20 protein-coding genes are annotated in these 25,657 nt (G+C 56.7%); 9 read left to right on the forward strand and 11 right to left on the reverse strand.

The genetic code is table 11. The annotated features are described in order from the left end of the window. Position 1: 1 nt before the first annotated feature. The 4 genes from ACVI9W_RS12120 to ACVI9W_RS12135 form a co-directional block, all read right to left on the reverse strand. Positions 2-958 (reverse strand): AraC family transcriptional regulator, encoded by a 957-nt coding sequence (locus ACVI9W_RS12120; RefSeq protein ID WP_038616074.1) that lies wholly within the window; start codon positions 956-958, stop codon positions 2-4. A 143-nt stretch (positions 959-1,101) separates the two neighbouring features. Continuing rightward, positions 1,102-2,355 carry an OprD family porin gene (locus ACVI9W_RS12125; protein ID WP_461530103.1) on the reverse strand — a complete coding sequence of 418 codons (1,254 nt, stop codon included), beginning with the start codon at positions 2,353-2,355 and terminating at the stop codon, positions 1,102-1,104. Positions 2,356-2,477: 122 nt separating this feature from the next. Beyond that, positions 2,478-3,809 (reverse strand): aromatic acid/H+ symport family MFS transporter, encoded by a 1,332-nt coding sequence (locus tag ACVI9W_RS12130; RefSeq protein ID WP_461530104.1) that lies wholly within the window; start codon positions 3,807-3,809, stop codon positions 2,478-2,480. A 147-nt stretch (positions 3,810-3,956) separates the two neighbouring features. Beyond that, positions 3,957-4,913 carry an AraC family transcriptional regulator gene (locus ACVI9W_RS12135; RefSeq protein ID WP_038616080.1) on the reverse strand — a complete coding sequence of 319 codons (957 nt, stop codon included), beginning with the start codon at positions 4,911-4,913 and terminating at the stop codon, positions 3,957-3,959. A gap of 129 nt (positions 4,914-5,042) precedes the next feature. Between ACVI9W_RS12135 and ACVI9W_RS12140 the strand changes: the two genes are divergently transcribed. Continuing rightward, entirely contained in the window at positions 5,043-5,918 is an 876-nt protein-coding gene (locus tag ACVI9W_RS12140) for a LysR family transcriptional regulator (protein ID WP_038616082.1), read from the forward strand. A gap of 17 nt (positions 5,919-5,935) precedes the next feature. Here ACVI9W_RS12140 and hcnC read toward each other — a convergent pair whose 3' ends face one another. The 4 genes from hcnC to katG form a co-directional block, all read right to left on the reverse strand. After that, a complete protein-coding gene (gene hcnC / locus ACVI9W_RS12145; protein WP_461530105.1) occupies positions 5,936-7,192 on the reverse strand; it encodes a cyanide-forming glycine dehydrogenase subunit HcnC in 1,257 nt (418 codons plus the stop codon). A 3-nt stretch (positions 7,193-7,195) separates the two neighbouring features. Continuing rightward, entirely contained in the window at positions 7,196-8,590 is a 1,395-nt protein-coding gene (gene hcnB / locus ACVI9W_RS12150) for a cyanide-forming glycine dehydrogenase subunit HcnB (protein ID WP_461530106.1), read from the reverse strand. After that, positions 8,587-8,901 carry a cyanide-forming glycine dehydrogenase subunit HcnA gene (gene hcnA, locus ACVI9W_RS12155; RefSeq protein ID WP_461530107.1) on the reverse strand — a complete coding sequence of 105 codons (315 nt, stop codon included), beginning with the start codon at positions 8,899-8,901 and terminating at the stop codon, positions 8,587-8,589. The genes hcnB and hcnA overlap by 4 nt, the downstream gene beginning before the upstream one ends. A gap of 209 nt (positions 8,902-9,110) precedes the next feature. Then, positions 9,111-11,345 (reverse strand): catalase/peroxidase HPI, encoded by a 2,235-nt coding sequence (katG, locus tag ACVI9W_RS12160; protein WP_461530108.1) that lies wholly within the window; start codon positions 11,343-11,345, stop codon positions 9,111-9,113. Between the two features lie 397 nt (positions 11,346-11,742). Here katG and ACVI9W_RS12165 point away from each other — a divergent pair, with 397 nt between their 5' ends. Continuing rightward, a complete protein-coding gene (locus ACVI9W_RS12165; protein ID WP_461530109.1) occupies positions 11,743-12,777 on the forward strand; it encodes a LysR substrate-binding domain-containing protein in 1,035 nt (344 codons plus the stop codon). Between the two features lie 412 nt (positions 12,778-13,189). Here the strand turns inward: ACVI9W_RS12165 and ACVI9W_RS12170 are convergent, their stop codons facing one another. Beyond that, positions 13,190-13,492, reverse strand: coding sequence for a hypothetical protein (locus ACVI9W_RS12170; RefSeq protein ID WP_461530110.1), 303 nt, complete (start codon positions 13,490-13,492; stop codon positions 13,190-13,192). Further along, positions 13,493-13,852 carry a hypothetical protein gene (locus tag ACVI9W_RS12175; protein ID WP_461530111.1) on the reverse strand — a complete coding sequence of 120 codons (360 nt, stop codon included), beginning with the start codon at positions 13,850-13,852 and terminating at the stop codon, positions 13,493-13,495. Between the two features lie 362 nt (positions 13,853-14,214). Between ACVI9W_RS12175 and ACVI9W_RS12180 the strand changes: the two genes are divergently transcribed. The 3 genes from ACVI9W_RS12180 to ACVI9W_RS12190 all read left to right on the forward strand — a co-directional run bounded on the left by ACVI9W_RS12180 (position 14,215) and on the right by ACVI9W_RS12190 (position 17,310). After that, a complete protein-coding gene (locus ACVI9W_RS12180) occupies positions 14,215-16,068 on the forward strand; it encodes a DEAD/DEAH box helicase (protein ID WP_461530112.1) in 1,854 nt (617 codons plus the stop codon). Further along, positions 16,065-16,493 (forward strand): hypothetical protein, encoded by a 429-nt coding sequence (locus ACVI9W_RS12185; protein WP_461530113.1) that lies wholly within the window; start codon positions 16,065-16,067, stop codon positions 16,491-16,493. The genes ACVI9W_RS12180 and ACVI9W_RS12185 overlap by 4 nt, the downstream gene beginning before the upstream one ends. Positions 16,494-16,941: 448 nt before the next feature. Further along, positions 16,942-17,310: a TnsD family Tn7-like transposition protein gene (locus tag ACVI9W_RS12190; protein ID WP_461531827.1), complete on the forward strand. Its 369-nt coding sequence runs from the start codon at positions 16,942-16,944 to the stop codon at positions 17,308-17,310. Positions 17,311-17,422: 112 nt separating this feature from the next. Here ACVI9W_RS12190 and ACVI9W_RS12195 read toward each other — a convergent pair whose 3' ends face one another. After that, a complete protein-coding gene (locus ACVI9W_RS12195) occupies positions 17,423-18,595 on the reverse strand; it encodes a hypothetical protein (RefSeq protein ID WP_461530114.1) in 1,173 nt (390 codons plus the stop codon). 2,526 nt (positions 18,596-21,121) lie between these two features. Between ACVI9W_RS12195 and ACVI9W_RS12200 the strand changes: the two genes are divergently transcribed. From ACVI9W_RS12200 to ACVI9W_RS12215, 4 genes are all read left to right on the forward strand, one after another. Then, the gene (locus ACVI9W_RS12200) at positions 21,122-21,406 is read left to right on the forward strand and encodes a type II toxin-antitoxin system Phd/YefM family antitoxin (protein WP_461530115.1); all 285 of its coding nucleotides are present in this window, start codon (positions 21,122-21,124) and stop codon (positions 21,404-21,406) included. Then, positions 21,372-21,680 (forward strand): Txe/YoeB family addiction module toxin, encoded by a 309-nt coding sequence (locus ACVI9W_RS12205; RefSeq protein WP_461530116.1) that lies wholly within the window; start codon positions 21,372-21,374, stop codon positions 21,678-21,680. The genes ACVI9W_RS12200 and ACVI9W_RS12205 overlap by 35 nt, the downstream gene beginning before the upstream one ends. Positions 21,681-21,889: 209 nt before the next feature. Next, positions 21,890-23,686 (forward strand): ATP-dependent nuclease, encoded by a 1,797-nt coding sequence (locus ACVI9W_RS12210; RefSeq protein ID WP_461530117.1) that lies wholly within the window; start codon positions 21,890-21,892, stop codon positions 23,684-23,686. Between the two features lie 14 nt (positions 23,687-23,700). Beyond that, positions 23,701-25,419 (forward strand): UvrD-helicase domain-containing protein, encoded by a 1,719-nt coding sequence (locus ACVI9W_RS12215; protein ID WP_461530118.1) that lies wholly within the window; start codon positions 23,701-23,703, stop codon positions 25,417-25,419. Positions 25,420-25,657 lie beyond the last annotated feature (238 nt).

A 25,657-nucleotide genomic window follows, 5' to 3' on the forward strand; every position in this document is an offset into this window, starting at 1 on the left:
GTCAGGAACGACGCTTGAGGGTATCGGAGGGGAGTTCGCCGAACAGCGACTTGTAGTTTTCCGAGAAGCGGCCCAGATGCACGAAGCCATAATCCATGGCCAGTTCGGTGATGCTGCGCACCGGGCAGTTGGGGTCGGCAAGGCTGGCGTGGATGCGTTCGAGCTTCTTCTGGCGGATGTAGATTTTCGGCGTGGTGCCGGCGTTGCGCTCGAACAGCGCATACAACGAACGCAGACTCATGCTGGCCTGGCGCGCCAGTTGTTCACTGCAGATATCCAGCTTGAGGTTGCCCTCGATGTAGCCGGCAATCCGGTCGAAGGTCACCGCCTGGCTGGTCAGTGCCTCGCGACTGACGTTGGTCGGCATCAAGGTCAGCATCTTGCTGGCGACGATCTGACTGTAGTGCTCCTGCACCCGCAACAGCGGCTCGCTGGCTTCGGCTTCATGACAGACCATGGCCAGCAAGCCGGAGAAACCTTCCAGCGCCAGCAGCTGATAATGGCTCTGGAGGAAGCGCACGCCTTCGCCGGGACGCTGCCAGCGTTGTTCATCGCAGACACTTTCCAGCAAGCGGTTGGGCAGCTTGAGAATGAATTTTTCGCAGTCGGCCGAATAGGCAAGGTCGACCGGCTCGTCCGGGTTGATCAACAACAACTCGCCGGGCCCGAGCAAACGCTCGGCACGACCGCGCCGCCACAGGCAATGGCCACGCAGCAGGATCTGCAGGTGAAAGACGTTTTCCAGGGCTGGCGACATCACCCGCACTTCGCCACCGTAGCTGATCCGGCACAGATCAAGGCTGGCGAACTTGCGATGATCGAGGCACGCCTCTGGATGCCCGTAACGCGGCAGGCGGATGTTATGCACCCCCACATGCTGATTGACGTAGGTCGACACGGCATAAGGATCGGCACGATCGAAAACCCGGCTGCGCTCACTGAGCAGGGGACTCTCCATACCAGGACACTCGTTGTAGTTATCCTGCGAGTCTAAGCGATAGCACGGGTTTTCGACCAATCCGTGGATGGACGGTGTGTTTCCAAAAGCATCGCGGGGCAAGCCCGCTCCCACGGTGGGAGCGGGCTTGCCCCGCGAAGAACTCACAATAACGTCCAGGTATACGTCAGGATCACCCGGTTCTCATCAATATCCGAACGGTAGTTGGACCGCGCCATGGCATTGCGCAGCCGCACCCCCAACCCCTTCAGCACCCCGCTCTGCACCGCATAACCAATGTCCAGATCGCGTTCATGTTCCTTGCCCTCGAAGCCTTGCCCGGTATCGACGTTGTTACCCTTCAGGTAGCGCACCGTTGCCGTCAGCCCCGGAACCCCCATGGCCACGAAGTCGTAGTCATAACGCACCTGCCAGGAGCGCTCGTCGGCAAAAGAGAACTCATAGGTCGGTACTTCGTTGCCCAGCGGCGAAATATTCGGAAATACACGGGGAAAGGCATCTTCACCATAAATACCCTGGTAGCCGACGCTGAACGTATGCCCGCCGCGCTTGGCCGACAGCAGCGAATAGAACGCCTGGTTGTCGATATCGCCAATGCGGCTTTCGCCCTGCTCTTTGGCGCTGAAGTAGCCAAGGTTGGCGCCGAGCACCCAATCACCCACCGGCTGGCTGTGTTTGAAGCCGACAAAGCCCTGCTGGTAGATATCCTCCAGACGGCCATACCAGAGGCTGAAAGTGCTGCGGTTGGCGTTGAAGCTGTAGTCACCACCGGCAAAGTTGAAGGCATCGCTGTCGGCCTGGCGCTGCGGCAGGTGGCCGAGCATGGCGATCAGTTTTTCATCGCCTGCCTCGTTGCGCAGGCTGGTAGAGCTCAGGTGCCCCGCCTGCAGGGTCAGGCCGCTGATTTCCGCCGAGCTGATGCTGGCGCCCTGATAGGTCGGCGGCAGCAAACGCGAGTCGTTGTACTGAAGGATCGGCAAGTTGGTTTGCAGTTCACCGACTTTCAGTTCGGTCTTTGAATAACGCAGTTTCAAGGTCGCCCCGGCGCGGCTGTATTCATCAGCCGCGCGGCCGTCATCCTGAACCGGCAGCAGGCCGGTGCCGGTGCGGTCCGGGCTGCTGTCGAGCTTGAGACCGAGCAGGCCGATGGCATCGACGCCAACGCCAATTGGTCCCGGGGTGTAGCCTGATTTGAAGTTGAGGATAAAACCCTGCCCCCACTCCTCAGCCTTGGACTGCTTATTGGCGCCAACGATGCCGGAAAAATCACGGCTGAAGTAATAGTTGCGCGCTTGCAGGGTGGCCGTGGCGTCCTTGAAAAAGTCAGGTTCGGCGGCCTGGGTGGTGAAACTCAGGGCGAACAAAGACAGCAACCCGATTGGACGGAGGTTGTTCATGATGACGTGCTCTTTTTATTGTTGTTTTTGAACTTGAGAGGTGTGGCGTTTGTATCGCGGGGCAAGCCCGCTCCCACCGGTTCAACACAATCCTGTGGGAGCGGGCTTGCCCCGCGATGAGGCTAAGCCGCCGACGGCAGCCTTGACCCGGCCTGCGCCGAGCTGCGGCTGGCAAACACCATCATCGCCACCGCCGCCACCGCACCCGGCACCGCAAAGGCCATGAAGTTCAGCGCCAGCGGCAACTGGATCCCCAGCAACAGGCCGCCGAGGATCGGTCCGACGATTGCTCCGCTACGACCGATTCCCGAGGCCCAGCCAAGGCCGGTGGAACGGATGCCCATCGGATAGAACTGGGCAACACAGGCATACGCCAGAATCTGCGTACCGATAGTGGTCGCCCCGGCAATTGCGATCAGCAGGTACAGCACCGGTGTCGGGCTCTTGAAGCCCAGCAGGCTGATCGACAACGCCGCCAGCGCAAAGAACACCACCAGCACGCGATCGAGCTTGAAACGATCGCCAATCCAGCCACCACCGACAGCCCCGAAAATCGCCCCGAAGTTGAGCACCAGCAGGAAAGCCAGGCTCGATCCCAGGCCGTAACCGGCGTTGTTCATCAGTTTTGGCAGCCACGAGTTGAGGGCGTAGACCATCAACAGGCAGCAGAAGAACGCGACCCAGAGCATCAACGTACTCAGCGCCCGGCCTTCACGAAACAGCTGCGGAACCGACCCACCGGCCTGGACACCAGTGACCACTTCCAGACGGTCGCCGGCCTGTGGCTGGTAGCTGGGTTCGACCCGTTGCAGCAATTGGCTAGCCTGTTCGGTGCGTCCCTGACGCACCAGAAAACCCAGGGACTCTGGCAGGAAACGCAGAATCAATGGCAACAGCAGCAAGGGGATGACTGCGACGTAGAACACCGACTGCCAACCGAACGCCGGCAACAACACGATGCCCAGGCCGGCCGAGAGCATGCCGCCCACCGAGTAACCGCTGAACATGATCGCCACCAGGGTGCTGCGCATCCGCTTGGGAGCGTATTCGTTCATCAGCGCCACGACGTTGGGCATTACCCCACCGATTCCCAGGCCCGCCAGGAAGCGGCAGATACCGAATTCCGTCGGGTTGCGGGCAAAGCCGTTGAGCACGGTGAAGCCACTGAAGAGGATCACGCAGATCATGATCGCCTTCTTGCGGCCGATGCGGTCCGACAACGGCCCGAACACCAGGGCGCCGAACATCATGCCGAACAGCGCATAGCTGCCCAGGGCCCCGGCCTGCAACGGGGTCATGCCCCATTCCTGCATCAAGGCCGGCAACACCACGCCGTAAATGACCAGGTCGTATCCGTCGAAGATGATGATCAGCGCGCACCAGAACAGCACACGCCAGTGGAAGGTATTGAACTTCGCCTGATCGATCAGGCCATTGATATCGATAGCTCGCATGTGGCGTGTCTCTTTTGTTGTTGTTATCGAAACCCGAAGGCGAACCTGCCGTGCAGTGTTCGCGATCTCAGGTTAGGAGCAGTACAAAAGGGCCAATAGCCGTTTCCTGCGAATCGCTATCCAGTTTGCGCAACGGCTGACCAGGAGTCAGCGGTGCCGTTTGAAGGTGGCCGAGGGCAATTCGCCAAAACGCTGGCGATAGCTTTCGGCAAAGCGCCCAAGGTGCAGGAAGCCGTAGTCCAGGGCGATCTCGGTAACGTTGCGCACCGCGCTTGCCGGGTCCTGCAGGGCGGCATGAATGCGCTCAAGCTTGCGCTGGCGCACATAGCCCTTTGGCGACAAACCGGCATGGCGCTCGAACAGTGAGTACAAGGTGCGCTCGCTGACCCGCGCGACAGTCATCAACTGGCCGACACTGATGTCCTGCTCCAGGTGGGCGTCGATGTAGGCTGCCAATTGCTCGAACGAGTGAGTCTGCTGCACCGGCTCGGCACGCTGAACGTTGTTGCCGAGCAAACTGAGCAACTTGCTGGCAACGATGCGCCCGTAATGCTCCTGGACCTGCAGCAACGAGTCGGTGGACTCCGCCTCTTCGCAGATCAACCCGAGCAAGCCGATAAAACCTTCCAGCTCACCGGTGACATGGCGCGCGCTGTTGAAGCGAATGCCACCCTCGGGCAACTGCCAGCGCTGTTCCAGGCAAGCTTGCTCGAGCAGGCTGACCGGCAACTTGAGGATGAACTTCTCGCAGTCGGCCGAATAGGTCAGGTCGACCGGATCGTCCGGGTTGATCAACAGCAGCTCACCGGGTACGTAGTGATGTTCATTGCCACGAAAACTGGACTGGCAATGGCCCTTGAGCAGAATCTGCAGGTGATACAGCGAACCCAGGGCGGGCGAGGTAATCCGCGCCTTGCCGCCGTAGCTCAAGCGGCACAGGTCGAGGCTGGCGAACTTGCGGTGGTTGATGCTCGCCTTCAGGTCGCCGGTTCTGGGCAGGCGCAAGCTATGGCCACCGACATGCTGGTTAACGTATTCGGACACGGCATAAGGGTCGGCGCGCTGAAACACACAGCTGCGCTCGCTCAACAGGTGGCTGCTCATGGGCTGCCCTCTTCTTGTTCTTGCTGGACGATATCCACAGGGTCTGGTTATCCACAGGGCACCAGCTTGCGTCAGCACCCGCAGGCAGTCCAATATCTGTTGGGTAGGCAACAATACCCTGGAGGTATCATGGAACTGCGCCATCTACGTTACTTCCGGGTGCTCGCTCAGACCCTGAACTTCACCCGTGCCGCCGAGCAGCTGCACATTGCCCAGCCGCCTTTGAGCCGGCAAATCCGCCAGCTGGAGGAAACCCTCGGAGTCGATCTGCTTGAGCGTAGCCGTCCTCTGCGCCTGACCGAGGCCGGGCGCTACTTTTATGAACAGAGTGCAATGTTGCTCGACCAGCTCGAGCAAATTTCCGAAGGCACCCGGCGTATCGCCAACAGCGAGCGCCAATGGCTGCGCATCGGCTTCGCGCCTTCGACTCTTTACGATCTGTTACCCGAGTTGATTCGCCAACTGCGCAGCAATCAGGAGCTGGAGCTTGGCCTGCAGGAAATGATCACCCTGCAGCAGGTCGAAGCTTTGAAAGCCGGACGCATCGATATCGGCTTCGGCCGCATCCACATCAAAGACCCGGCCATTGACCAGCAGGTACTGCGCGAAGACCCGCTGGTAGTCGCCCTGCCCTGCGGCCATCCGTTGATCGGCCAGCCCATCGACCTGGTGCGCTTGGCCTTTGAACCCTTCGTGCTTTACCCCGCCACCCCGCGCCCGAGCTACGCCGACCACATCATGGCGTTGTTCTCCAGTCAGGGCCTGAGCGTGCAGGTGATTCAGTGGACCAACGAACTGCAGACCGCCCTCGGGCTGGTGGCTGCCGGCCTGGGGATAACTCTGGTGCCCGCCTCGGTGCAGCGCCAGCACCGCGACGATATCGTTTATGCACCGCTGAGCGAGGCAGCGGCGGTTTCACCGATCATTCTCAGTCGCCGGGTTGGGGATAACTCGCCACAGGTCCGGCATTGCCTGAGTCTGATTGAACGCATGACCGGCCACTAGGGCCGGTCACGCATCGCTCAGGCCAAGCTGGCCTGAGTTTTATCCACAGCCCCGGAATGAAAGCGCTCGGCGAGGAACGGGGTGATATCCACAGGCGAAGGTTCCTCATGCAGAACCTTGTCGATCATCACCCCGGTGATCGCCGACGTCAGGATGCCGGTGCGAAAGTGTCCACAGGCATTCAAGTAACCGGAGACTTCCGGCACTGGCCCGAGGATCGGCAGTTCATCCGGCGACCCTGGGCGCAAACCGGCCCAGGTACGCTTGAGGTTGATCTGCGCCAGCTCCGGAATACAACGAATCGCGCCCTGCACCAGGCCGTTGATTTCCGGGAAGGTATTGCTGACGTCGAAACCTTTGTCTTCAGTGGTGCTGCCGATCAGGATTTCGCCGTTGTCCTTCTGCGCCATGTAGCAATCGCTGGTGGTCAGGCAACCGTTCAGCAGCTTGGGCATGCGTTCGGTGAGAATGATCTGACCCTTCACCGGGCTCACCGGAATCCGCAGGCCGGTGGCCTGTTCGCTGAGGTCAGCCGCCCAGGCACCTGCGGCATTGATCAGGGTCTGGCAATGGAAGGTACCTTCCTCGGCGGTCTGCACTCCGCTGACCCGTGAGCCCTGATGCAATACACCGGTGACGTTGGTGTTGTGGAACAAATCGACACCATTCTGTCGCGCCGCTTCCATATAGGCGTCGGCCAGGCGGAACGGACTGACCTGGTGATCGCAAAGAAACTCCAGGGCACCACGCGCCTGATGGCTGACCGCCGGTTCCGCTTGACGCAGGGCCTCGCGGTCGAGCCAGCGCACCTGCTCGGCCAAGTGCGGGATCTGCGCGACGATATGCTCGGCGTACAGCTGGTCTTCATCGTCGTAGATCACGTATTTCAGACCTGTGCGCTCGAACTTGAAGTCCATGCCGTGACGCTCGATCAATTCACGGTGCAGCTGTGGATAAAGTGCGTTGGACTGCAGGGCAAAGTCGAAGAACGACTGCGGCAGGATATGCGGCGTGCTGGCATCCACCACCACCGCCGCCCCTTGCGCCTGGCGCTTGTGCTGGGCCGACATCATGCGAAAGAAAATCACCCCGCAGCCCAGGCCGACCGACTCGCCAATCGCCCACAGGCCACCGGCCGAAGCGCGGGTGGCATTACCGGGGCGTTTGGCATCAATCAGGGCGATCTTCAGGTTCTTGCGTTTGGACAGCTGATAAGCGCAGGAGGCGCCAATGACGCCACCGCCGGCAATGACTACGTCGTAGGTTCTGTTCATGGTTCAGGCTTCCGTGCCAGGTTGCTGGAATGCAGAGAACGGTATCGGGTCGACCGGAAAACGCGGGCGCAGCCAACCGACGTCAACACGACCTGTCGCTTCGCGCAGACGGTCGCTGCAGTAGCCCACGCACATACGTCCCTGACAGTCGCCCATGCTCACCCGCGTACGCATCTTCAGCCCGGCCATGTCTTCCACGCCCTGCTCCAGGGCCAGGTCGATATCCGCACGGGTCACATGCTCACAGCGGCAGATCACCGTATCGGCCTGCGGTAATTCGATCTGCCGGGTACCACGCTGGGTATAGCGCTCTACTCCGGCGCGAAAGCGCTTGATTGCTGCCAACTGACCCAGGTACTGCTCGCGCAGTTCGATGGCCTGCTCGGCATTGAGCACTTCGCGCTGCAGCAGGATCGACACCGCTGCAATCCGCCCGGTCAGCATTGCCGCTTCCCCACCACGGATACCGCCCATGTCGCCGGCCAGATGAATGTGCTGCTGGCTGCTCTGCTGCCAGACATTGCTCTTGGCGCGCAGGTAGCCATCGTCACTAAAACCGTGCTCCAACCCCAACTGCTGGCTGAGTTGGGTACGCGGTATGAAGCCGTAGCCCACCGCCAGGGTTTGCGCGGGTTCGCGCTGGGCACGGCTGTGGTCCGGCTGCCAGTTGTTGTCGTAAGGCGCCACGACGACTTCTGCGAGTTCGCCCTCACCCCTGGCCTCGACCACGCCCCAACCGTAATACATCGGAATGCCGTTGAGCTTCATGTAACCGAGCATGCTCAAGCCATCGAGAAACAGCTGCGGCTTGTTCAGCAGCGCCAGGCTTTCCTTGGCGATCTTGCCGAAAGCGCAGGCTTCATAGACACCGGCCACTTTCGCCCCGGCTGCGTGCAGCTGGCAGGCCACCAGCGGTAGCAAGGGACCAGTGCCGGCAATCACCGTGCTGCCCAGCGGTTTGACCACACCGCTCTTGATCTGCAACTGCAAGCCACCGAGCAACAGCACACCGGGCAGCGTCCAGCCAGGAAACGGCACGTTGCGTTCATGGCAACCGGCCGACAGCACCAGGTGCGAGTAGTCAATCTGATGCAGACGCTCTTCGCCATCGAGCACCATCAAACACTGTTCGTCACCGCCTACCACGCGGCTGTTGAGGCGCAGGTCGATGTACCCGGCACAGGCGGCGAATTCCTTGTGCAGCGTGTTCAGGGCCTTGCTGTAGCGCGCCCCCAGATAACCCAGGTCAACGCCTGCGCGCAGCGGTCCGCGATACACCACCCCACCCGGCCGCGACGCCTCATCGAACAACACACTGGGTACACCGTGATGCGCCAACTCAATGGCTGCCGCCATACCTGCCGAACCACCACCGACAATCACTGGACGCAGACTCATGGCGCCTCCTGCCCGGCAAAGCGGTTGCTCAGGGTTTCCACCTGCATACCGGGCTGGACCACGGTCTGGCAGGCACGGCGCTTGGGCCGGCCATTGATTGCAACCAGGCAGCAATGGCATACGCCCATGCCGCAAAAAGCACCGGTCAGCTGTGCGTGATCGTTGCGCGCCACCTGGCGCAGGCCCACAGCATTGAGGACAGTGAGCACCGTCTCGCCGGCGGCGACTTCGACCGGCTGGCCGTTGAGGTGGATGGTCATGTCAGCCCGCGACAGGGGCTGGATGTCGAGTTTTCGATCCAGTGTTTGCATAGCGCCTTTCATCCGTGAAAAGGGAAATGGGGACTTGGCACACTATGCGAAGCAGTTGCAGCAACTATTGATCCAGGCCAGCTTTCGGCCGACTTGAGCGATTAACCGGCAAAAACACAGAACCCCCGATGAACGGGGGTCTGGATTTAGAGAATTGAATCTGTCGCAGCCAGCAAGGACGCTGCTCTATGGGTAGCTGACCCGCTCGATCAGAGATCGAAACGGTCGAGGTTCATGACCTTGGTCCATGCTTTGGCGAAGTCCTTGACGAACTTTTCCTTGGCATCGCTTGCGGCATAGAACTCAGAGACCGCACGCAGCTCCGAGTTGGAACCAAATACCAGGTCGACTGGCGTGGCTGACCACTTGACCTCGCCAGTCTTGCGGTCGCGACCTTCATACAAGCCATCGGTAGAGGACTTCGACCAGACAGTCGACATGTCCATCAGGTTGACGAAGAAGTCGTTGGACAATGTGCCCGGATGAGCAGTGAGCACGCCATTCTTACTACCGTCTGTATTCGCCCCCAGCGCACGCATGCCACCGACAAGCACCGTCATTTCCGGTGCAGTGAGGGTCAACAAGCTGGCCTTGTCGACCAGCATTTCGGCCGGTGAGAGGCGAGCGTCAGCGCTGTAGTAGTTACGGAAACCATCAGCCTTGGGTTCCAGTACCGCGAAGGAATTGACATCAGTCTTGTCCTGGGTGGTGTCCATTCGACCCAGAGTGACCGGGACTTGAACGTTGTACCCCCCCTTCTTCGCGGCTGACTCAACCGCTGCAGAACCCGAGATCACAATCACGTCAGCAAGCGAGACTTTCTTGCCGCCTTTGAGGTTGCTGTTGAAGTCCTTCTGGATCGCTTCCAGCTTGGCGAGCACTTTGCTCAGCTCGGCCGGGTTATTGGCGTTCCAGTCTTTCTGCGGGGCGAGACGCACACGTGCACCGTTGGCGCCACCGCGCATGTCGGAACCTCGGAACGAAGCAGCCGAGGCCCAGGCAGTACGCACCAACTCGCCGGTATTGAGGCCCGAAGCGAGGACCTTGGCCTTGAGCGCTTCGACGTCCCTGGTGTCGATCAGCTTATGGTCCAGCGCCGGGATCGGGTCTTGCCAGATCAGGTCTTCCTTGGGTACATCGGCCCCCAGGTAGTGAGTACGCGGGCCGAGGTCACGGTGAGTCAGCTTGAACCAGGCCTTGGCGAAGGCAAGTTCGAATTCCTTGGGGTTGTCCAGGAAGCGACGCGCAACTTTCTCGTAAGCGGGGTCGAAACGCAGCGCAAGGTCAGTGGTGAACATGATTGGCGCATGGCGTTTGTCTTTGACGTGTGCGTCGGGAACCATGACCGCAGCAGCTGGATCGGACGGAATCCACTGGATTGCACCTGCCGGACTCTTGGTCTGGACCCATGTCCAGCCGAAGAGGTTGGCCAGGTACTGATTGGTGAAATGCGCAGGACTTGAAGTCCACGCACCTTCCAGGCCACTGGTGATGGTGTCTTCCGCGTTTCCTTTACCGCAGGTATTTTTCCAGCCCAGGCCTTGTTGCTCGGTAGGTGCGCTGGCAGGATCTGCGCCCAGGCAGCCTTCAGGCTTGTGCGCACCGTGCGCCTTGCCGAAGGTGTGACCACCGGCGATCAGTGCAACGGTTTCTTCGTCGTTCATGCCCATACGCGCAAACGTGTCGCGAATGTCCTTGGCGGCAGCCAGCGGATCTGGCTTGCCATTCGGACCCTCCGGGTTCACGTAGATAAGCCCCATTTGCACGGCAGCCAACGGCTTTTTCAGTTCACGCTCGCCATGGTAACGCTCATCACCGAGCCAGGTGCTTTCAGGGCCCCAATAGACCAGATCAGGCTCCCAGTCATCTTCACGACCGCCACCGAAGCCGTAGGTTTTCATCCCCATCGATTCCATCGCCACAGTGCCCGCCAGCACCATCAGGTCGCCCCAGGAAATACTTGCGCCGTATTTTTCTTTCACAGGCCACAACAAGCGCCGTGCTTTATCGAGGCTGACGTTATCAGGCCAGTTGTTGAGCGGATCGAAACGCTGTTGACCACCGTCGGAACCACCACGGCCGTCCATCGTGCGGTAGGTACCGGCGCTATGCCAGGCCATACGGATAAAGAACGGACCATAGTTGCCATAGTCCGCTGGCCACCAGTCTTGCGACTTGGTCAAGGTTGCTTCGATGTCCTTTTTCACCGCATTCAAGTCAAGGCTGTTGAACGCCTTGGCATAGTTGAAATTGGCATCGGCAGGGCTGGAGGCCGGGTTGTGTTGTCGCAACAAGGAAAGATCCAGGCGATTGGGCCACCAGTCCTTGTTAGTCATCTGTTCGTGCTTGCCAGCCAAAGAGGCGGCGCCGGTGTTATCGGCGTGAACAATGGGTGAAAAGCCAACTATCAGGGCAATCGCCAAGGGCAGTTGTTTCATGCGCATAGGGGCTTAATCCTTGTAAGTGTGTAAACCAAGCCAATCAATAACCTGGTTAGGAAACGGGTATCGAGTCAGGTAGAGAAGTACACAATTACGCCGGGAATAACCTGGGTGCATACTCAGTACAAACTTTAATAGCGCGCCGTAAAGCGAACAATTGAGGTTCTAAACGGGGCCGATTGATAACCTGACTGATGCCAATTCGAGAAACACACTTAAGGTGACGCTGCAAAAATAGCCAAGCGTTTGAGTCTTTAGGCAGGAATAGAATCTGAGGTGAGCGCGGAGAATGGCAAGTTGCCAAGCGGCATCTGGCCAGGCGGTGTCTGCTACTTAAAACTTATTTCAATGCAGGTCATGCGTTTTTTTAATTTTACTGTCTTGACCCTGTTTGCCAGCCTTGCAGCTCAAATTGAAGCCCAGTGCGCGCTTTTCCAAGGATATGTTGATGACCTTACGCGAACTCCGCTATCTCGTTGCGCTGGCGGAGCACCGTCACTTCGGCCGTGCCGCCGACGCCTGCCATGTCACCCAATCCACGTTGTCCACTCAATTGCGCAAGCTGGAGAACTACCTCGGCCAGGTGTTGGTGGACCGTCACGCCAAGCAATTCACCCTCACGCCCAGTGGAGAGCAGATCGTCGAGCGTGCGCGGCATATGCTTGCCGAAGCTGACACCATTCTTGCCCTGACCCGTGCGCGCCGTGACCCGCTGGAGGGCATTCTGACCCTGGGCATCATCCCGACCTTGGCGCCCTATTACTTGCCGCATCTATTGGAAGCAGTAGAAGCCACCCATCCCAAGTTGCAGTTAGTGATACAGGAGAGCTTTACCGCTGACTTGTGCGAGCGGCTCAACGATCAGTCCATCGACTGCGCATTGCTGGCACTCCCCCGGCCGCTCTATCAGACAATGTCGCGGTCAGCGGAGTGTCTGCGATGCGAGGCGGCAGTGCAGGGTGGGCCGCGGCTGCTCGATCCTGAAGCCTATGATGAGCGTGTGCTGTTCGATGAGCCTTTTTGGGCGGCACTACCGTTGGGACATGAGCTTGGCGCCGACACCGATGTGGCGGTCGAAGCATTGAGCGATCTGAAATTGTTGCTGCTCACCGATGGTCATTGCCTGCGCGGGCAGGCGCTGCAAGCATGCGGCATGAGTGAGGTTCAGGCAGGCGACTCGGCGGACTGCCGGGCCACCAGCCTGGAAACCCTGCAACATCTGGTCGCCGCCGGCCGTGGGTGTACTTTGCTGCCAGCCTTGGCGGCCATCAATGCCGATAGCACACGATTGACCGTAAAGCCGTTGCGTGGTGATGAACATCGGCGCATCGGGCTGGTATGGCGTCGAACACATCCGCGCGGGCAAGAGTTCGATCTGCTAGCTACGACACTCAAGCGCGCAGCCCCCGCCGGTACAAAACCCTGGCAGCTTTGAAGTTTTCAGTGCGTAATTTTTGAACTTGTACGTCCAGGGTGAATCGCCCCTGGATTCGCAACAGTATCCAGCGGCCCGTTGGGTAATGTGTACAGGAGAGTTGGGGCGGCGCAGGAGGCGGGAGGACAGACCTCACCGACTCCTGCGACAGTTTTAGTTCTCTAAAACCATCTGTTGGTTTTCGACAAAAAAGCCGGTATTTTCAGGCCTTTACGTAATGCCGGCTTCAGCTGACCCTGACATTTTTGCCAACCTGTCCAAATTCGCACTATCTAGACTTTTCGCATAGCGCCCAGACAATAAACTCCGTAAATCAGACTAACACCATGATTTTCATAGCCTTTTAGCGGTTTATTTTGCTCCGTGAGAGGCGAGACGGAAGGCCATAAGCCTCACTCAGAAAAACCGCTGACTATTGCTGGTCTAGATCACCCAAAGCTGTTTGTGCTCGGGCCTCAATCATCTCGATCAACTCAAAGTGTTTGGGAAATTCGCGCTTTAGCCAGCCACTCGGCACGAAATGGTGATCCAAGTGCACAGCAGTGCTCTGACCGTCACCGGATGCGCAGAGCATGACGTTCATCTCAGTCTCATCACCCGCCATCGCTGCCGGGACAAACACAACCCCGCCGTCACCCACCCCGAAGGACCGTCGCCACTCGGGGAAACGCTTTCCATCTGGGTTGGAAACGCAAAACCAGTGGATCGTGTTCATTCAGTCATTCTCAAATGGCAGTAAAGTGGAGTACGGCAGTTCGTCGCCTTCAACTGCGGCAAGCACCTGGTCAAGTACTGCGGCCGGAGCGTCAAGGGCTCCCAATATCACATAGAGCTCGCTCATCAGGTTGGCTCTCGCCTGCCGATCAATACCAGCGTCTCCAGCGACCGTGTCAGCCGAATCGAAGGCTTTGTTCACGCAAGCCTCACCGATGAGGTAGCGGGCACCGCAGCCACAAAGAAACGGATGATTGCCATTATAGAAACGGTCTTTTGCCTCCCAGCCGCGCAGTTGTGGATCGATAGGCTTGCCACATTTGGGACAGAAAGCAGGTTGTCCATCGGTAAGGTAGAGCATGCGAGAAGATCCTTTCGCTGAGCCTGAGGTAGGTCATGCCACGTACAGGCATGTCCGAGCTATTGTCATGCCACACATTTCACCCTGTCCACGAAAGGTACAAATGTTCATTGGTCTGACCGCTCATAGCGAATTCTCAATAAAATCAGGCCCAAAAGCGTGATATCACTGGGCTACAATCAGTCCAAGCACACACGCTCAGCCATCACAAACGCTTGATGATGCCTGGCCCGAAATATGGATATTTCAATGCCCACGTCTGCTGCACCTCCAACAAATCCAACTCTGTCTACCCGTCGCCGTGCACTCGCGCTGCGAGCGGGCACCTTGGCGTGCGCCGCCTATAGGAACCACGACTGTCTATGAATTACTTCACCGATACGGCAGCCAACATCCTTGGCAATAAAAAGCTGCGTAGCCCGCAGATCGAGGCCTACATCAAGGCGCAGGAGCATTTCGAAAACTCCAACGAAGACGCTTTGATCGTTCTGCCAACAGGGACGGGCAAAAGTGGACTGATTTCCATTGTGCCGTTCGGCCTGGCGAAGGGTCGCGTGTTGATCATCACACCAGGCTTGGTCACGAAACAGAGCATCCGAAAAACTCAAGACCTGCTGGAAGACAATTTCTGGATCAATTTCGATGTGATCTTCAGTGCCGAAGATCTACCGGTCACCTGTGAGTTCACTTCGGACACACATCAATCCAGCCTGGAGCAGGCCCACTTCGTCTACTCGAACATTCAGCAGGTGTACAACGAGCGCGGACAACCACTCACAAAGCGGGTGGCCCCTGACTTCTTCGACCTGATTATCATCGATGAAGGGCACCACGCGCCGGCGGGCAGCTGGCAGAAGACTTTGGCCCATTTCGCCAACGCAAAGAAGATTTTTGTGACGGGCACCCCATTCCGCGGCGACAACCAGGAGGTGCCAGGCAAGCTGATCCACAAGACGCCGCTGTCAGAGGTGATGCGTGATCGATATGTGAAATGGCTGAGGAAGGAGACCGTCAACGCTCACGAGCTCTACTTCACAATCGCTGAGCAGCCGGGGGCCCGCCTATCCAAGGAACAAGTCCTCGAATACAAGGACCGGGAGTGGGTCGAACGCAGCGTCGCCCTATCTCCAGAATGCTCGATGGACGTTATCGACCTGAGTATTCAAAAGCTGGATGAGCTTCGGAAAACCTCACCAGCGGTGCCGCACAAGATTCTCGCGGTTGGCTGCAGCATCACCCACGCCGAAGACCTGCGCACCTGGTATCAATCCAAGAATCTGACTGTGGCTGTCGTGCACAGCTACATGGACCAGGCGGATATCGCTGCAGCATTTCGGGTGATCGACAACCACCAATGCGACGTCGTTATCTCCGTGAATATGCTGATGGAAGGCTACGACCATCGGTATCTCACGGTTCTCGCGCTATTCCGGCCTTATCGAAGCGAGAACGCTTTTGCTCAGATCGTCGGGAGGGTCCTGCGGGCAATTCCGGAAGAGGAAATCACGGCCTTTGAAATCGATAACAACGCCGTGGTGATCTATCACAAGGAGACCGGTCTGGATGCGATGTGGACGGCCTTCCAGACGGAGGTTGATCGGGCAAAACACCAACGGACCCGCGACTACACCATCACAGATGAGGACTACACCCGCAAAGAGCAGGAGCTGGGTGGTGTTTCCACCTCCGAAGCGTTTGTGAGTGACCGGGACTCCTACCTGGTAGACCTAGACTTCAACAAGATTTTTTCTGAGAAAAGGGCCGAGGTTGAATCCATCGCGACCCAGAAAGTCCAAGCGCTTACTGGTCTCGAAGGCTACGACGCGGATGTTCTGGCGCAGCTCAAGAACGTGTTCCTCAACGCCGAGACGAAAAAAGCGGCTCAGATCATTGACCCAAACCTTGTGGAGAAGCGGCCTGAGATCGCTCGCAAACAGCTGCGCGAGATCCTGACGAAAAAGGCTCAAGACGAAGTCGCGACCTTGCTCAGTGACCTGCAGATACCAGAAAAAGCTTCTACCCTTTATCCGATATTCAAAAATCACCTGCCGATGGTGAAATCCAACACACCTAACGACGGTATACTGGTGAGCTTTATCAACACCAAGCTGGCGAAGAAATTCGGTAGGGTTGCTGACCGCGACAATGGCTTGCTGACCAGGTCAATTGAGGACGTGGAAGTGATCATCGACGAACTGAGGAGAATGCTGAAATGAGTCTTGAATCCATCAAAATGCTGGTTGATGAGCTCTCGACTCTCCACGTAACCCGTGGCGTTCAGCCTAGTGAGCTGATCGACAATCTCTTCGAGAAGGATTACGTCGAGTCCTCGGCGCGGAAAACATCTCAGGGCCTGGTGTTCGAGCTGACCTTCCAAGAGGCAGATGATGACGGCTCGTCGAGCAAGGTGACCATGCGTTATACCTACGATCTCAGCCGACACCTGGTGCTCGTGGAACAAAAAGTCGCAGCCAAGCGATTTAGTATTCAATGGGATCGTGCCCGGGCTGTCCAAGAGCGGCTGGGCAAGCTTGAAGCGCTGCTCGCCGAGCGACTGCCTCTGGAGAAGGTCGGCACAATCCTTTCAACTATGCCCCAAGACTACCTGAAACTCGCTCCTCGGTTGCAGTTGGTAGCCTAGTTCTAGCATGTCTCTCAATGCGGCGGATCTTCAACCAGCAACCACTCCGCCGCAACGATTCTGCTCAATGTATCCCCTGCTTCGCTAGGAACAATACCGTCCGAAACGAAATGTAGATTGCACAGTTCAGACAGCTTTACACAGCTACCGGGCGTATGACCCCTTGTCAGAACTGACTGCTGACATCGGCTACGTCGTGTTATCCTCCGCAGCAAGAATAGCCCCCACGCCTCGGGCAGATCTCAGGATCTGTACTGCGCACCAGGGGGTTAGTTTTTCCTGGCCTTCCTCACCCAATGAGGGAGCTCAAGAACCTGATCAGTTCTCCCCTCCCAAGCGCTGGTAGCGGCGCTCAAACGCCTCCAAGCCTCCCTCCATCACCTGGCAAACCTCTTGCCGCATGTCCTGTTCCTGCAGGGAACCGGTCTGCTTCACGTGACACTGGTTGTTGAAATCCAGTACATGGATCGCCGCAGCTGCCACCCAACATAGCCGTACTCCACACGACATCCGAGCCCTTGCCCCAGACATCTACGCTTGGCTCTACCGGAATGACCGTGAGTGGCTGCTTTCACGAACACGAGAGCTGCCCTCAGGACGGCTGGGTAACCATTCGCGGGTGGACTGGACGAAACGTGACGAGGACCTGCTCATCCAGGTCAGTCGCACCTTCATCGAACTGGGAAGAGTTGGCAGAGATGGCGAGGTCAGCCGTCGAGCGCTTTTTCTCGCCTGTCCTACGCTGGCCGGAGCCCTTGAAAAGTACGGCCGCTACCCACGCACACGAGCGTTTGTGAAATCGGTAGTCCTTACCTAGCGGTGTCAGGGTCGACCGCCATGTTTCGCGGCGTAATAAAAATAGACCATCCTCCCTTCCTGCCGCTGGCGCATTTATGTTCCGCTCCCTGGCGGGAGCTGAATGCGAACTATTAAACAGCAACTCCGTCCAGGTGACCCATGTTTTGTCTGGTTTTGATATCCAGTCTGGGAACTGAAGGTAAGACAAGGTGTGACCGTTTGATTAAACGTCTCGATGGACTGTCGTTCTGCATACAACAGCTATAGTGATAAAGAGAATCTAAATCACGGAATGCCGAATGACTAGAGAGACGCATCGACTTATCACAGGGATAGGGACAGGAAAGAACGGCTATACCCATTGTATAGTCCTCCGTGACGTACCAAGCAGATTCATCGCCCATTGCTAAGTAGGTACCCCATCCATTCTGAACTAACCTAGAAACGCCGTGCTCGCCGATGTCCCGCATGAATTCATCAATGTCGCCATAATGCGAGAAAATTGCTTTTATTATGAGCTCAAGAGAGCTATCTAAGTGCGCAGCATCATTGTCGACGGCTTGATCCTGCATGCGAATGGCCGCTAATTCGAGATCTTTTCCCAACCAGTAGATGTCGTGCCACGTGGTGACCCCTTCCGGCATCGTCGCCTGTACCTTGCGCCGCACAGCACTCACTGCAGGCACGGCCGAGATGTGGCGAACTGATGTGCAAAATGCATGGTTGAAGCGTGCTCGTTGGAACTCTGCGCCGTCACTATTCATGGAAGGTTCAACGTCCCACAAGTAATAACCATCACAGCCTCCCCACATTACATCTAAACGATGCTTCGGGTCGCCCAATGAAAGGCCGCAATACGGGCAGTGCGTAAGCAACAACTTATTATGCTTGTGGCAAACAGTGTCGTTTCCAAATAGGGTATATGCCCGACGCCAATATGAGAATCCAAGCCTTGCTAGGTCTTCCTTAGCGCACTCAGGACAGTAACTTACATTTTTTTCGGCGTACGGCTCACCCTTAAACGGATAGAGCTTCCGCGAGTAGGAAATATCCTGTGAATGTTTAACAACGTAATTCACAGCGAGGGAAGTATGAAGGGAAATCAGCCGATCGAAACCATAGCTCCCACCCCAGCCCAGAAAGACTGAAATTTCTTTCAGATCAGATTTGAAGAATCGAACCTTATTTTGAAATTTCCGAATTTCGTCGACAGCATGTGAGTCCCAGCAGAGGAACAGAGTACGTTCCAAAAACGAGCGAATTGACTCTTCAGGCTGAATTTGCAAACGCGGTATGGAGAGCATGCTGAGACTGCTTGGATAACGTAACTGTGTCGCGCCGACCCACGCGACCGCGGCCCTTACAGGAGGCCGCAGTCGCGCATGACAGCTTTTATTGTCGCGGTACCGCTTTTATTGTCGGAAACCACTGTGCATTTAGCCAATAAAAACTGTCGCAGCCAGGCCCAGCTTCATGCGGGCTGCAGCGCAAAAAGACAAAGTCGCAAAACTGTCGCAACCACTCAAAATGCCCACTGGAAGCGAAGATCTAGCCAATAAAAACTGTCGCAGAGCTGAGCGATTTGCCGGCCACGTCAGGTGGCCGAATTTGCCGACTTCAGCGATGCCGTTGTGACAACCTTTATTCTTCGTAAACCCTGCCTCGTTCGCTTGTGACAACCTTTATTCTTTGCAAAAAAAACCTCGGTTTCGCTTGTGACAATCTTTATTAGCGCGCATTTGGCCGGGCAGAAAGCCACTCGGAAGCCGGCACACGGCCGGGGCCAGACCGCTAAGGTGGTTTCCATTTAATAAAGGTTGTCACAAAACCAGCTATCTCAAAAACAACCGACGATTCTAAAGAATAAAGGTTGTCACAAAGACCGGCCAGGCAACACCGGCCTGAGCATGCCCAGCCGCTGATCAGCTGGATCTGCGTCACCAGGTGTAGGTGGGATAATGAGTTAGCACCCCATCTTCAGCCCGGTTGCGTACGCCGTGACCGAGGTCTTTCGCGACAGGTTTGAATAGCCTGCGACAGTTTTTATTGTCTAAAACCACACTACTGCATTTAGCCAATAAAAACTGTCGCAGCCAGGCCCAGCTTCATGCGGGCTGCAGCGCAAAAAGACAAAGTCGCAAAACTGTCGCAACCACTCAAAATGCCCACTGGAAGCGAAGATCTAGCCAATAAAAACTGTCGCAGAGCTGAGCGATTTGCCGGCCACGTCAGGTGGCCGAATTTGCCGACTTCAGCGATGCCGTTGTGACAACCTTTATTCTTCGTAAACCCTGCCTCGTTCGCTTGTGACAACCTTTATTCTTTGCAAAAAAAACCTCGGTTTCGCTTGTGACAATCTTTATTAGCGCGCATTTGGCCGGGCAGAAAGCCACTCGGAAGCCGGCACACGGCCGGGGCCAGACCGCTAAGGTGGTTTCCATTTAATAAAGGTTGTCACAAAACCAGCTATCTCAAAAACAACCGACGATTCTAAAGAATAAAGGTTGTCACAAAGACCGGCCAGGCAACACCGGCCTGAGCATGCCCAGCCGCTGATCAGCTGGATCTGCGTCACCAGGTGTAGGTGGGATAATGAGTTAGCACCCCATCTTCAGCCCGGTTGCGTACGCCGTGACCGAGGTCTTTCGCGACAGGTTTGAATAGCCTGCGACAGTTTTTATTGTCTAAAACCACTGCATTTAGCCAATAAAAACTGTCGCAGCCAGGCCCAGCTTCATGCGGGCTGCAGCGCAAAAAGACAAAGTCGCAAAACTGTCGCAACCACTCAAAATGCCCACTGGAAGCGAAGATCTAGCCAATAAAAACTGTCGCAGAGCTGAGCGATTTGCCGGCCACGTCAGGTGGCCGAATTTGCCGACTTCAGCGATGCCGTTGTGACAACCTTTATTCTTCGTAAACCCTGCCTCGTTCGCTTGTGACAACCTTTATTCTTTGCAAAAAAAACCTCGGTTTCGCTTGTGACAATCTTTATTAGCGCGCATTTGGCCGGGCAGAAAGCCACTCGGAAGCCGGCACACGGCCGGGGCCAGACCGCTAAGGTGGTTTCCATTTAATAAAGGTTGTCACAAAACCAGCTATCTCAAAAACAACCGACGATTCTAAAGAATAAAGGTTGTCACAAAGACCGGCCAGGCAACACCGGCCTGAGCATGCCCAGCCGCTGATCAGCTGGATCTGCGTCACCAGGTGTAGGTGGGATAATGAGTTAGCACCCCATCTTCAGCCCGGTTGCGTACGCCGTGACCGAGGTCTTTCGCGACAGGTTTGAATAGCCTGCGACAGTTTTTATTGTCTAAAACCACACTTGGATTTAGACAATAAAAACTGTCGCAGGCTGCTCCCTAAACCCGGGGGTATCTATCCAAAAAGACAAAGCTGAAAAGCTGTCGCAACCCCTCCGAATGGCGCCTTGGTGAGAAGTTCTAGCCAATAAAAACTGTCGCAGATCTGCACCATTTATCAACGGTAACTGAGCGCTTGGGCACCCGGTGTAAATTAATGGGGCGTGGACAACGATGTGGCTGGACCTGAGCAATGGTCCCGCCGGCCGCTACGCTCGGCATAGCATTTACTAATATGTACAAAGTTGAGTACAATGTCTGCTCTCACTCCCCCCGGCGACGGCTGGGGTGATTCTCTGAGCCTTGGCCCCCACCACGTGGGATGTCATAGCTCAGATGATGGAAAATTCGCTCAAATGACACGGGCCGCGTGTGCGGACGTAAATGCGAGCGTGACTACCCGGCAGCGAGTTAGCTGCGTTATGGGTTCAACCTGATCCGGGCTGTGCCTGGAAAGGATTTTGAGAAATGCACGTACTGACTTTTAGCCAGGCTCGCGCCGACCTAAAGCAGACAATGGATGATGTTTGTCGGGACCACGAGCCTGCCATTATCACGCGCCAGCGTGGCGAGCCAGTAGTGATGCTCTCCCTTGAGGATTACAACGGCATGCACGAGACCATGTATCTACTGGGATCGTCGAAAAACGCCTCACGCCTCCGCTCTTCCATTGCCCAGCTCCGGTCCGGCCAAGCCGTTACCAAGGAATTGACAATCGATGAGCACGAAGCACAATCAGCGGAACAAGAATGAAGCCCGCAGCACCGTAAGCGTCCAATTCACCGACAACAGTTGGGAGGATTATTGCCATTGGCAAGCTTCCGATCTCAACATACTGAGCAGCGTCAACGCGCTGATTCAAGCGTGTCTGCGCACACCCTTTAAGGGCATCGGTAAGCCAGAACCATTGAAAGGCGATCTGTCTGGTTTCTGGTCCCGCCGCATTACCCGCGAGCACCGTCTGGTGTACCTCTACGAGGGCGGGATCTTGACCATCCTACAATGCCGCTTCCACTACGACGACTGAGTTGTAGCGCCTTGTCGTGCGCTCCAAGGCCGGCGTGGTTCGCCAGGAGAACTGCAGGGCTCTTGTCGTCCTTGGAAGACACCGGCGCATAAACTCACCTCCCTTGGACATTGGTTGTCGACAATGTCCCGTCTCGTCAGGCGCCTTCGTACGTTATCGTCTACTTTAATGGCGGACGTCTGCTATGGCTTCAGACAGGGAGTAGGGTTATGCGGGTCGCACGGTTGTACGTAGAAAACTTTCGAGGCATCAAGCGCGCGGAGGTCATTTTGCCGAAGCACGCAGTCATCGTTGGCGACAACAACATCGGTAAGTCGACGTTACTCGAAGCGATCGACCTAGCCCTGGGGCCAGAGCGACTTTCACGCCGACCGGTGATTAATGAACACGATTTCTATGCCGGCGAGTATGTCGACCCGCAAGGAGAATCGGTCAGTATTACCATCGAAGTCGTCATCACCGATCTCAACACTGACCAGGAAATGCGGTTCAGGGATCATTTGGAGTGGTGGGTAAACGGCACCGATGAATTGCTCGCGGGGCCACCGGCCCAGGGCACTGATGCCCAGCACGTGCAGTCATGCCTTCGCGTCGTGTTCACAGGAAGCTACGACGCAGACGAAGATGATTTCACAGGGGCCACGTACTTCTCGTCGCCGATGAAGCAAGATGGCTCGTATGACTTTTTCAAAACCTCGGACAAGCGTGTCTGTGGGTTCCTCTACCTTCGGACTGTCAGGACGGGTAGCCGTGCCTTGAGCCTGGAGCGGGGATCACTCTTGGATATCATCCTGCGGTTGCAGGAAGAAAAGAATTTTAAGATCTGGGAAGACCTCCTAGTCGAGCTGCGCGACCTTGAGGTGGCGGCGGATCCCGAGGGTGGAATCAATAACATACTCACAAAAGTGCAAGCTTCAATCCGTAGCTACATGCCGAGCGAAGGTAGCACTGATCCTCACATGCGGGTCACGCAGCTTACCCGGGAGTCATTACGCAAAGCTCTGACTGTCTTCATGGCCACCGGTGCTCGTCGAAGCGACGGAGCGGCTCATGCGGCGCCATTCCAGAACCAGGGCACCGGTACCATCAACATGATGGTGTTATCCCTCTTGTCATTGATCGCCGAACTCAAGCAGAACGTCATCTTTGCGATGGAGGAACCAGAAATCGCGATTCCTCCGCATATACAGAAGCGAATCATCAACGGGGTGCGCAGCAAGTCTGCACAGGCGATTTTTACCTCGCATTCGCCCTACGTGCTCGAAGAATTCGATCCCGCGCAGGTCATCGTAGTCAGTCGCGTTGAAGGGCAGCTCAACGCCAAACCCGCAGGCCTTCCGCCAGGCGTGAAGGCAAAAATGTACCGACAGGACATGCGGCTTCGCGTCTGTGAAGCTCTCCTGGCGCGACGAGTACTGATCGCCGAAGGCCGAACGGAATACGATGCCTGGCCAGCGGTAGCCCGTAAGCTCCATGAGGAGGATCCTGAAACCTTCATGCCACTTGAGGCGCTGGGCATCCCTATAATCGATGCAGCAACTGATTCCGTTATCGCGGCGATGGGCGCTTATTACCGGGCGCTGGGGAAAACGGTCTATGCCGTTTTCGATCTGCAGGCGCCTCTTCAATTTGAGGCGATCAAGGCCTCGGTCGATTACCCCTATCAGGCACCGGAAACTGGCTTTGAGAACATTGTGCTGAAGGGCACAGATGAACAAGTCCTGCGCCGCTATGTTGCATCCCTGATTGAAAGCGGTTTATGGCCTACGGATCTCAGGGAAAGAGCGCCCGGACCTGAGGCCCCGAAAGAGGAAGTCGTTGCCATCCTCTCGATCCTGCTGAAGCGCTGGAAGGGGGACGGCGCCGCTGCCAACCTACTTTGTACCGCAGCCAATCGACATCAGTTGCCCCAATTTATCGTGGACACACTTGAGAACATCACGGCCACGATTGTTCCTAAGGAGCCCGAGGTTCTTGAAGAAAACGATCTACCTAATATGGCCTGATCGGAGTGCTGTCGATGTTGGTACTTGATGATGCTCGAATGGAAGTGATTCAGTCGCCCAGACACCTGATCGTCATGGGTGGTCCCGGCTCTGGAAAAACCACCGTGGCACTGCTCAAAGCGGAGGAGTTAATTGGCGGGAAGGTGCTGAAAGAGCACCAGCAAGTGCTTTTTCTCAGTTTCGCCAGGGCAACTGTTGCAAGGGTTGCAGAGCAGGCCGGGAAATTGCTCCCCAAGCTTGAGCGAGGGCGGCTGGAGGTCAACACCTACCATGGCTTTACGTGGAACCTGTTGCGCAGCCATGGCTACTTACTCCGGACAGGAAGGCCGCTATCCCTGCTTCCTCCGCCTGAAGCGGCAGCGCGCCTATCCACCCTTGGCGAGAATCAGATTGCCCAGGAAAAGCTCAGGCTGCTCGAAGAAGAAGGACTCTTGCACTTCGACCTTTTCGCAAGCAACGCTGCCCTGCTGTTGGAAAGCAGCCAGGCTCTGCGGCGAATCTATGGCGGCAGCTACCCCCTGATCATTCTGGATGAGTTCCAGGACACCAATGAAGACGAATGGCGTTTCATTCGTGCTTTGACGCATCACAGTCAGGTGATGGCCCTGGCGGACCCGGAGCAGCGGATCTATGAGTTCCGCGGCGCCAACGCGCTTAGGATTCAGGAGTTCGAACAAGCGTATCAACCCGCCTCGTTCACTTTTGGCATGCAGAACCACCGAAGCAGTGGTACCGACATCGTGCAGTTTGGCAACGATGTCCTCAGGGGAGAAAACCGGGGTAAACGCTACGCCGATGTGACAGTGAAACCTTATATACCGCGCAGAGGGCAGCTCCACCTGGATTTCAAATATGCGGTGTTAGCAGCCCTCACTCGGCTGAAACAGAGGGGAAACGACTGGTCGCTCACCATTTTGGTACCCAGTAAGAGTTTTATGGTGGAGGTCTCGGCCTACCTCTCGAGCACAGCAGATGGGCTTCCATCTATCAAGCATGATGTTGCGTTCGATCAAGAAGCGGCGGCGCTCTCCGCAACCGCAATTGCTGCGTTGCTGGAGGGCGGTTCCACTGCTTCTGAAGTCACCGAGAGACTCATCAGAAATCTGTGTGCGCACCTGCGAGGGAGAAAAGGAGAGAAGCCGCCCACCAAGCCTCATCTGGAGCTGGTTGAAGCCTTGGAGGAGATGCAGAGAGGGCAACCACTGCGTCGAGCTCCACACAAGCGGGTTTTGGCTGCAGCCGAAGCCTTAGCAGCCCAGCGCCTTGAACTGCAGCTCACGGGGGATCCGCAGGTTGATTGGATTGCTGTGCGGCAGTTGCTGGATTCGAGCGCGGACAAGGTGTTCATCCAAATTGGGAGCGATGGCCGGTATGTACGGTTGTTGGGAAAAGGCTCTTTACTTCGAAGCCGATTGAACGAGGTCTGGCGATCAGCAGAAGGCTATCCAGGCGCAGAGGGCCTTGTGCGTGATGCGCTTCTCCAGGACCATTTCCAGGCGGCGACGAAAGACTGGAAGGGAATACATCTAATGACGATGCACAAGTCAAAGGGCAAGGAATTCACCGAAGTCATTCTATACGAGGGGCTCATGAAGGGGAGATTCGTACAGACTGGCGCTTCCGCGGATCGAGAGCGGCAGGCTCGCTTGGCCATGCGAGTGGCAGTGACTAGAGCAATGAAAAAAGCGACTATCCTCACGCCCCAGGGCAGACACCGCAGTCCGTTGCTTTGACATCCACTTACTCATTTAGAGAGTCATTTGCCAAAACGAATCATACCCATCAAGCGAATGGCATTAACCGCCACTCTGGGGTTATTACTTAGCAATCTGGCTGTTGTGAGTCCAGTCGTGGCGGTGTCTCCACCGACGACAGGTCGGTCTTGGACCCGCGCTCCAATGGCGCATTGACGTTCGAGCGGTAACTCATCTATCTCGTCCAACTGAAGGCACTATACTTCGTACCCTCAAG

It is taken from the genome of Pseudomonas sp. 210_17 TE3656 (assembly GCF_054821965.1).

Coding starts and splice junctions, on each gene's coding strand:
- ACVI9W_RS12120 (WP_038616074.1), bottom strand. CDS start 958: ATGGAGAGTCCCCTGCTCAGTGAGCGCAGCCGGGTTTTCGATCGTGCC.
- ACVI9W_RS12125 (WP_461530103.1), bottom strand. CDS start 2,355: ATGAACAACCTCCGTCCAATCGGGTTGCTGTCTTTGTTCGCCCTGAGT.
- ACVI9W_RS12130 (WP_461530104.1), bottom strand. CDS start 3,809: ATGCGAGCTATCGATATCAATGGCCTGATCGATCAGGCGAAGTTCAAT.
- ACVI9W_RS12135 (WP_038616080.1), bottom strand. CDS start 4,913: ATGAGCAGCCACCTGTTGAGCGAGCGCAGCTGTGTGTTTCAGCGCGCC.
- ACVI9W_RS12140 (WP_038616082.1), top strand. CDS start 5,043: ATGGAACTGCGCCATCTACGTTACTTCCGGGTGCTCGCTCAGACCCTG.
- hcnC (WP_461530105.1), bottom strand. CDS start 7,192: ATGAACAGAACCTACGACGTAGTCATTGCCGGCGGTGGCGTCATTGGC.
- hcnB (WP_461530106.1), bottom strand. CDS start 8,590: ATGAGTCTGCGTCCAGTGATTGTCGGTGGTGGTTCGGCAGGTATGGCG.
- hcnA (WP_461530107.1), bottom strand. CDS start 8,901: ATGCAAACACTGGATCGAAAACTCGACATCCAGCCCCTGTCGCGGGCT.
- katG (WP_461530108.1), bottom strand. CDS start 11,345: ATGCGCATGAAACAACTGCCCTTGGCGATTGCCCTGATAGTTGGCTTT.
- ACVI9W_RS12170 (WP_461530110.1), bottom strand. CDS start 13,492: ATGAACACGATCCACTGGTTTTGCGTTTCCAACCCAGATGGAAAGCGT.
- ACVI9W_RS12175 (WP_461530111.1), bottom strand. CDS start 13,852: ATGCTCTACCTTACCGATGGACAACCTGCTTTCTGTCCCAAATGTGGC.
- ACVI9W_RS12180 (WP_461530112.1), top strand. CDS start 14,215: ATGAATTACTTCACCGATACGGCAGCCAACATCCTTGGCAATAAAAAG.
- ACVI9W_RS12185 (WP_461530113.1), top strand. CDS start 16,065: ATGAGTCTTGAATCCATCAAAATGCTGGTTGATGAGCTCTCGACTCTC.
- ACVI9W_RS12195 (WP_461530114.1), bottom strand. CDS start 18,595: ATGCTCTCCATACCGCGTTTGCAAATTCAGCCTGAAGAGTCAATTCGC.
- ACVI9W_RS12200 (WP_461530115.1), top strand. CDS start 21,122: ATGCACGTACTGACTTTTAGCCAGGCTCGCGCCGACCTAAAGCAGACA.
- ACVI9W_RS12205 (WP_461530116.1), top strand. CDS start 21,372: ATGAGCACGAAGCACAATCAGCGGAACAAGAATGAAGCCCGCAGCACC.
- ACVI9W_RS12210 (WP_461530117.1), top strand. CDS start 21,890: ATGCGGGTCGCACGGTTGTACGTAGAAAACTTTCGAGGCATCAAGCGC.
- ACVI9W_RS12215 (WP_461530118.1), top strand. CDS start 23,701: ATGTTGGTACTTGATGATGCTCGAATGGAAGTGATTCAGTCGCCCAGA.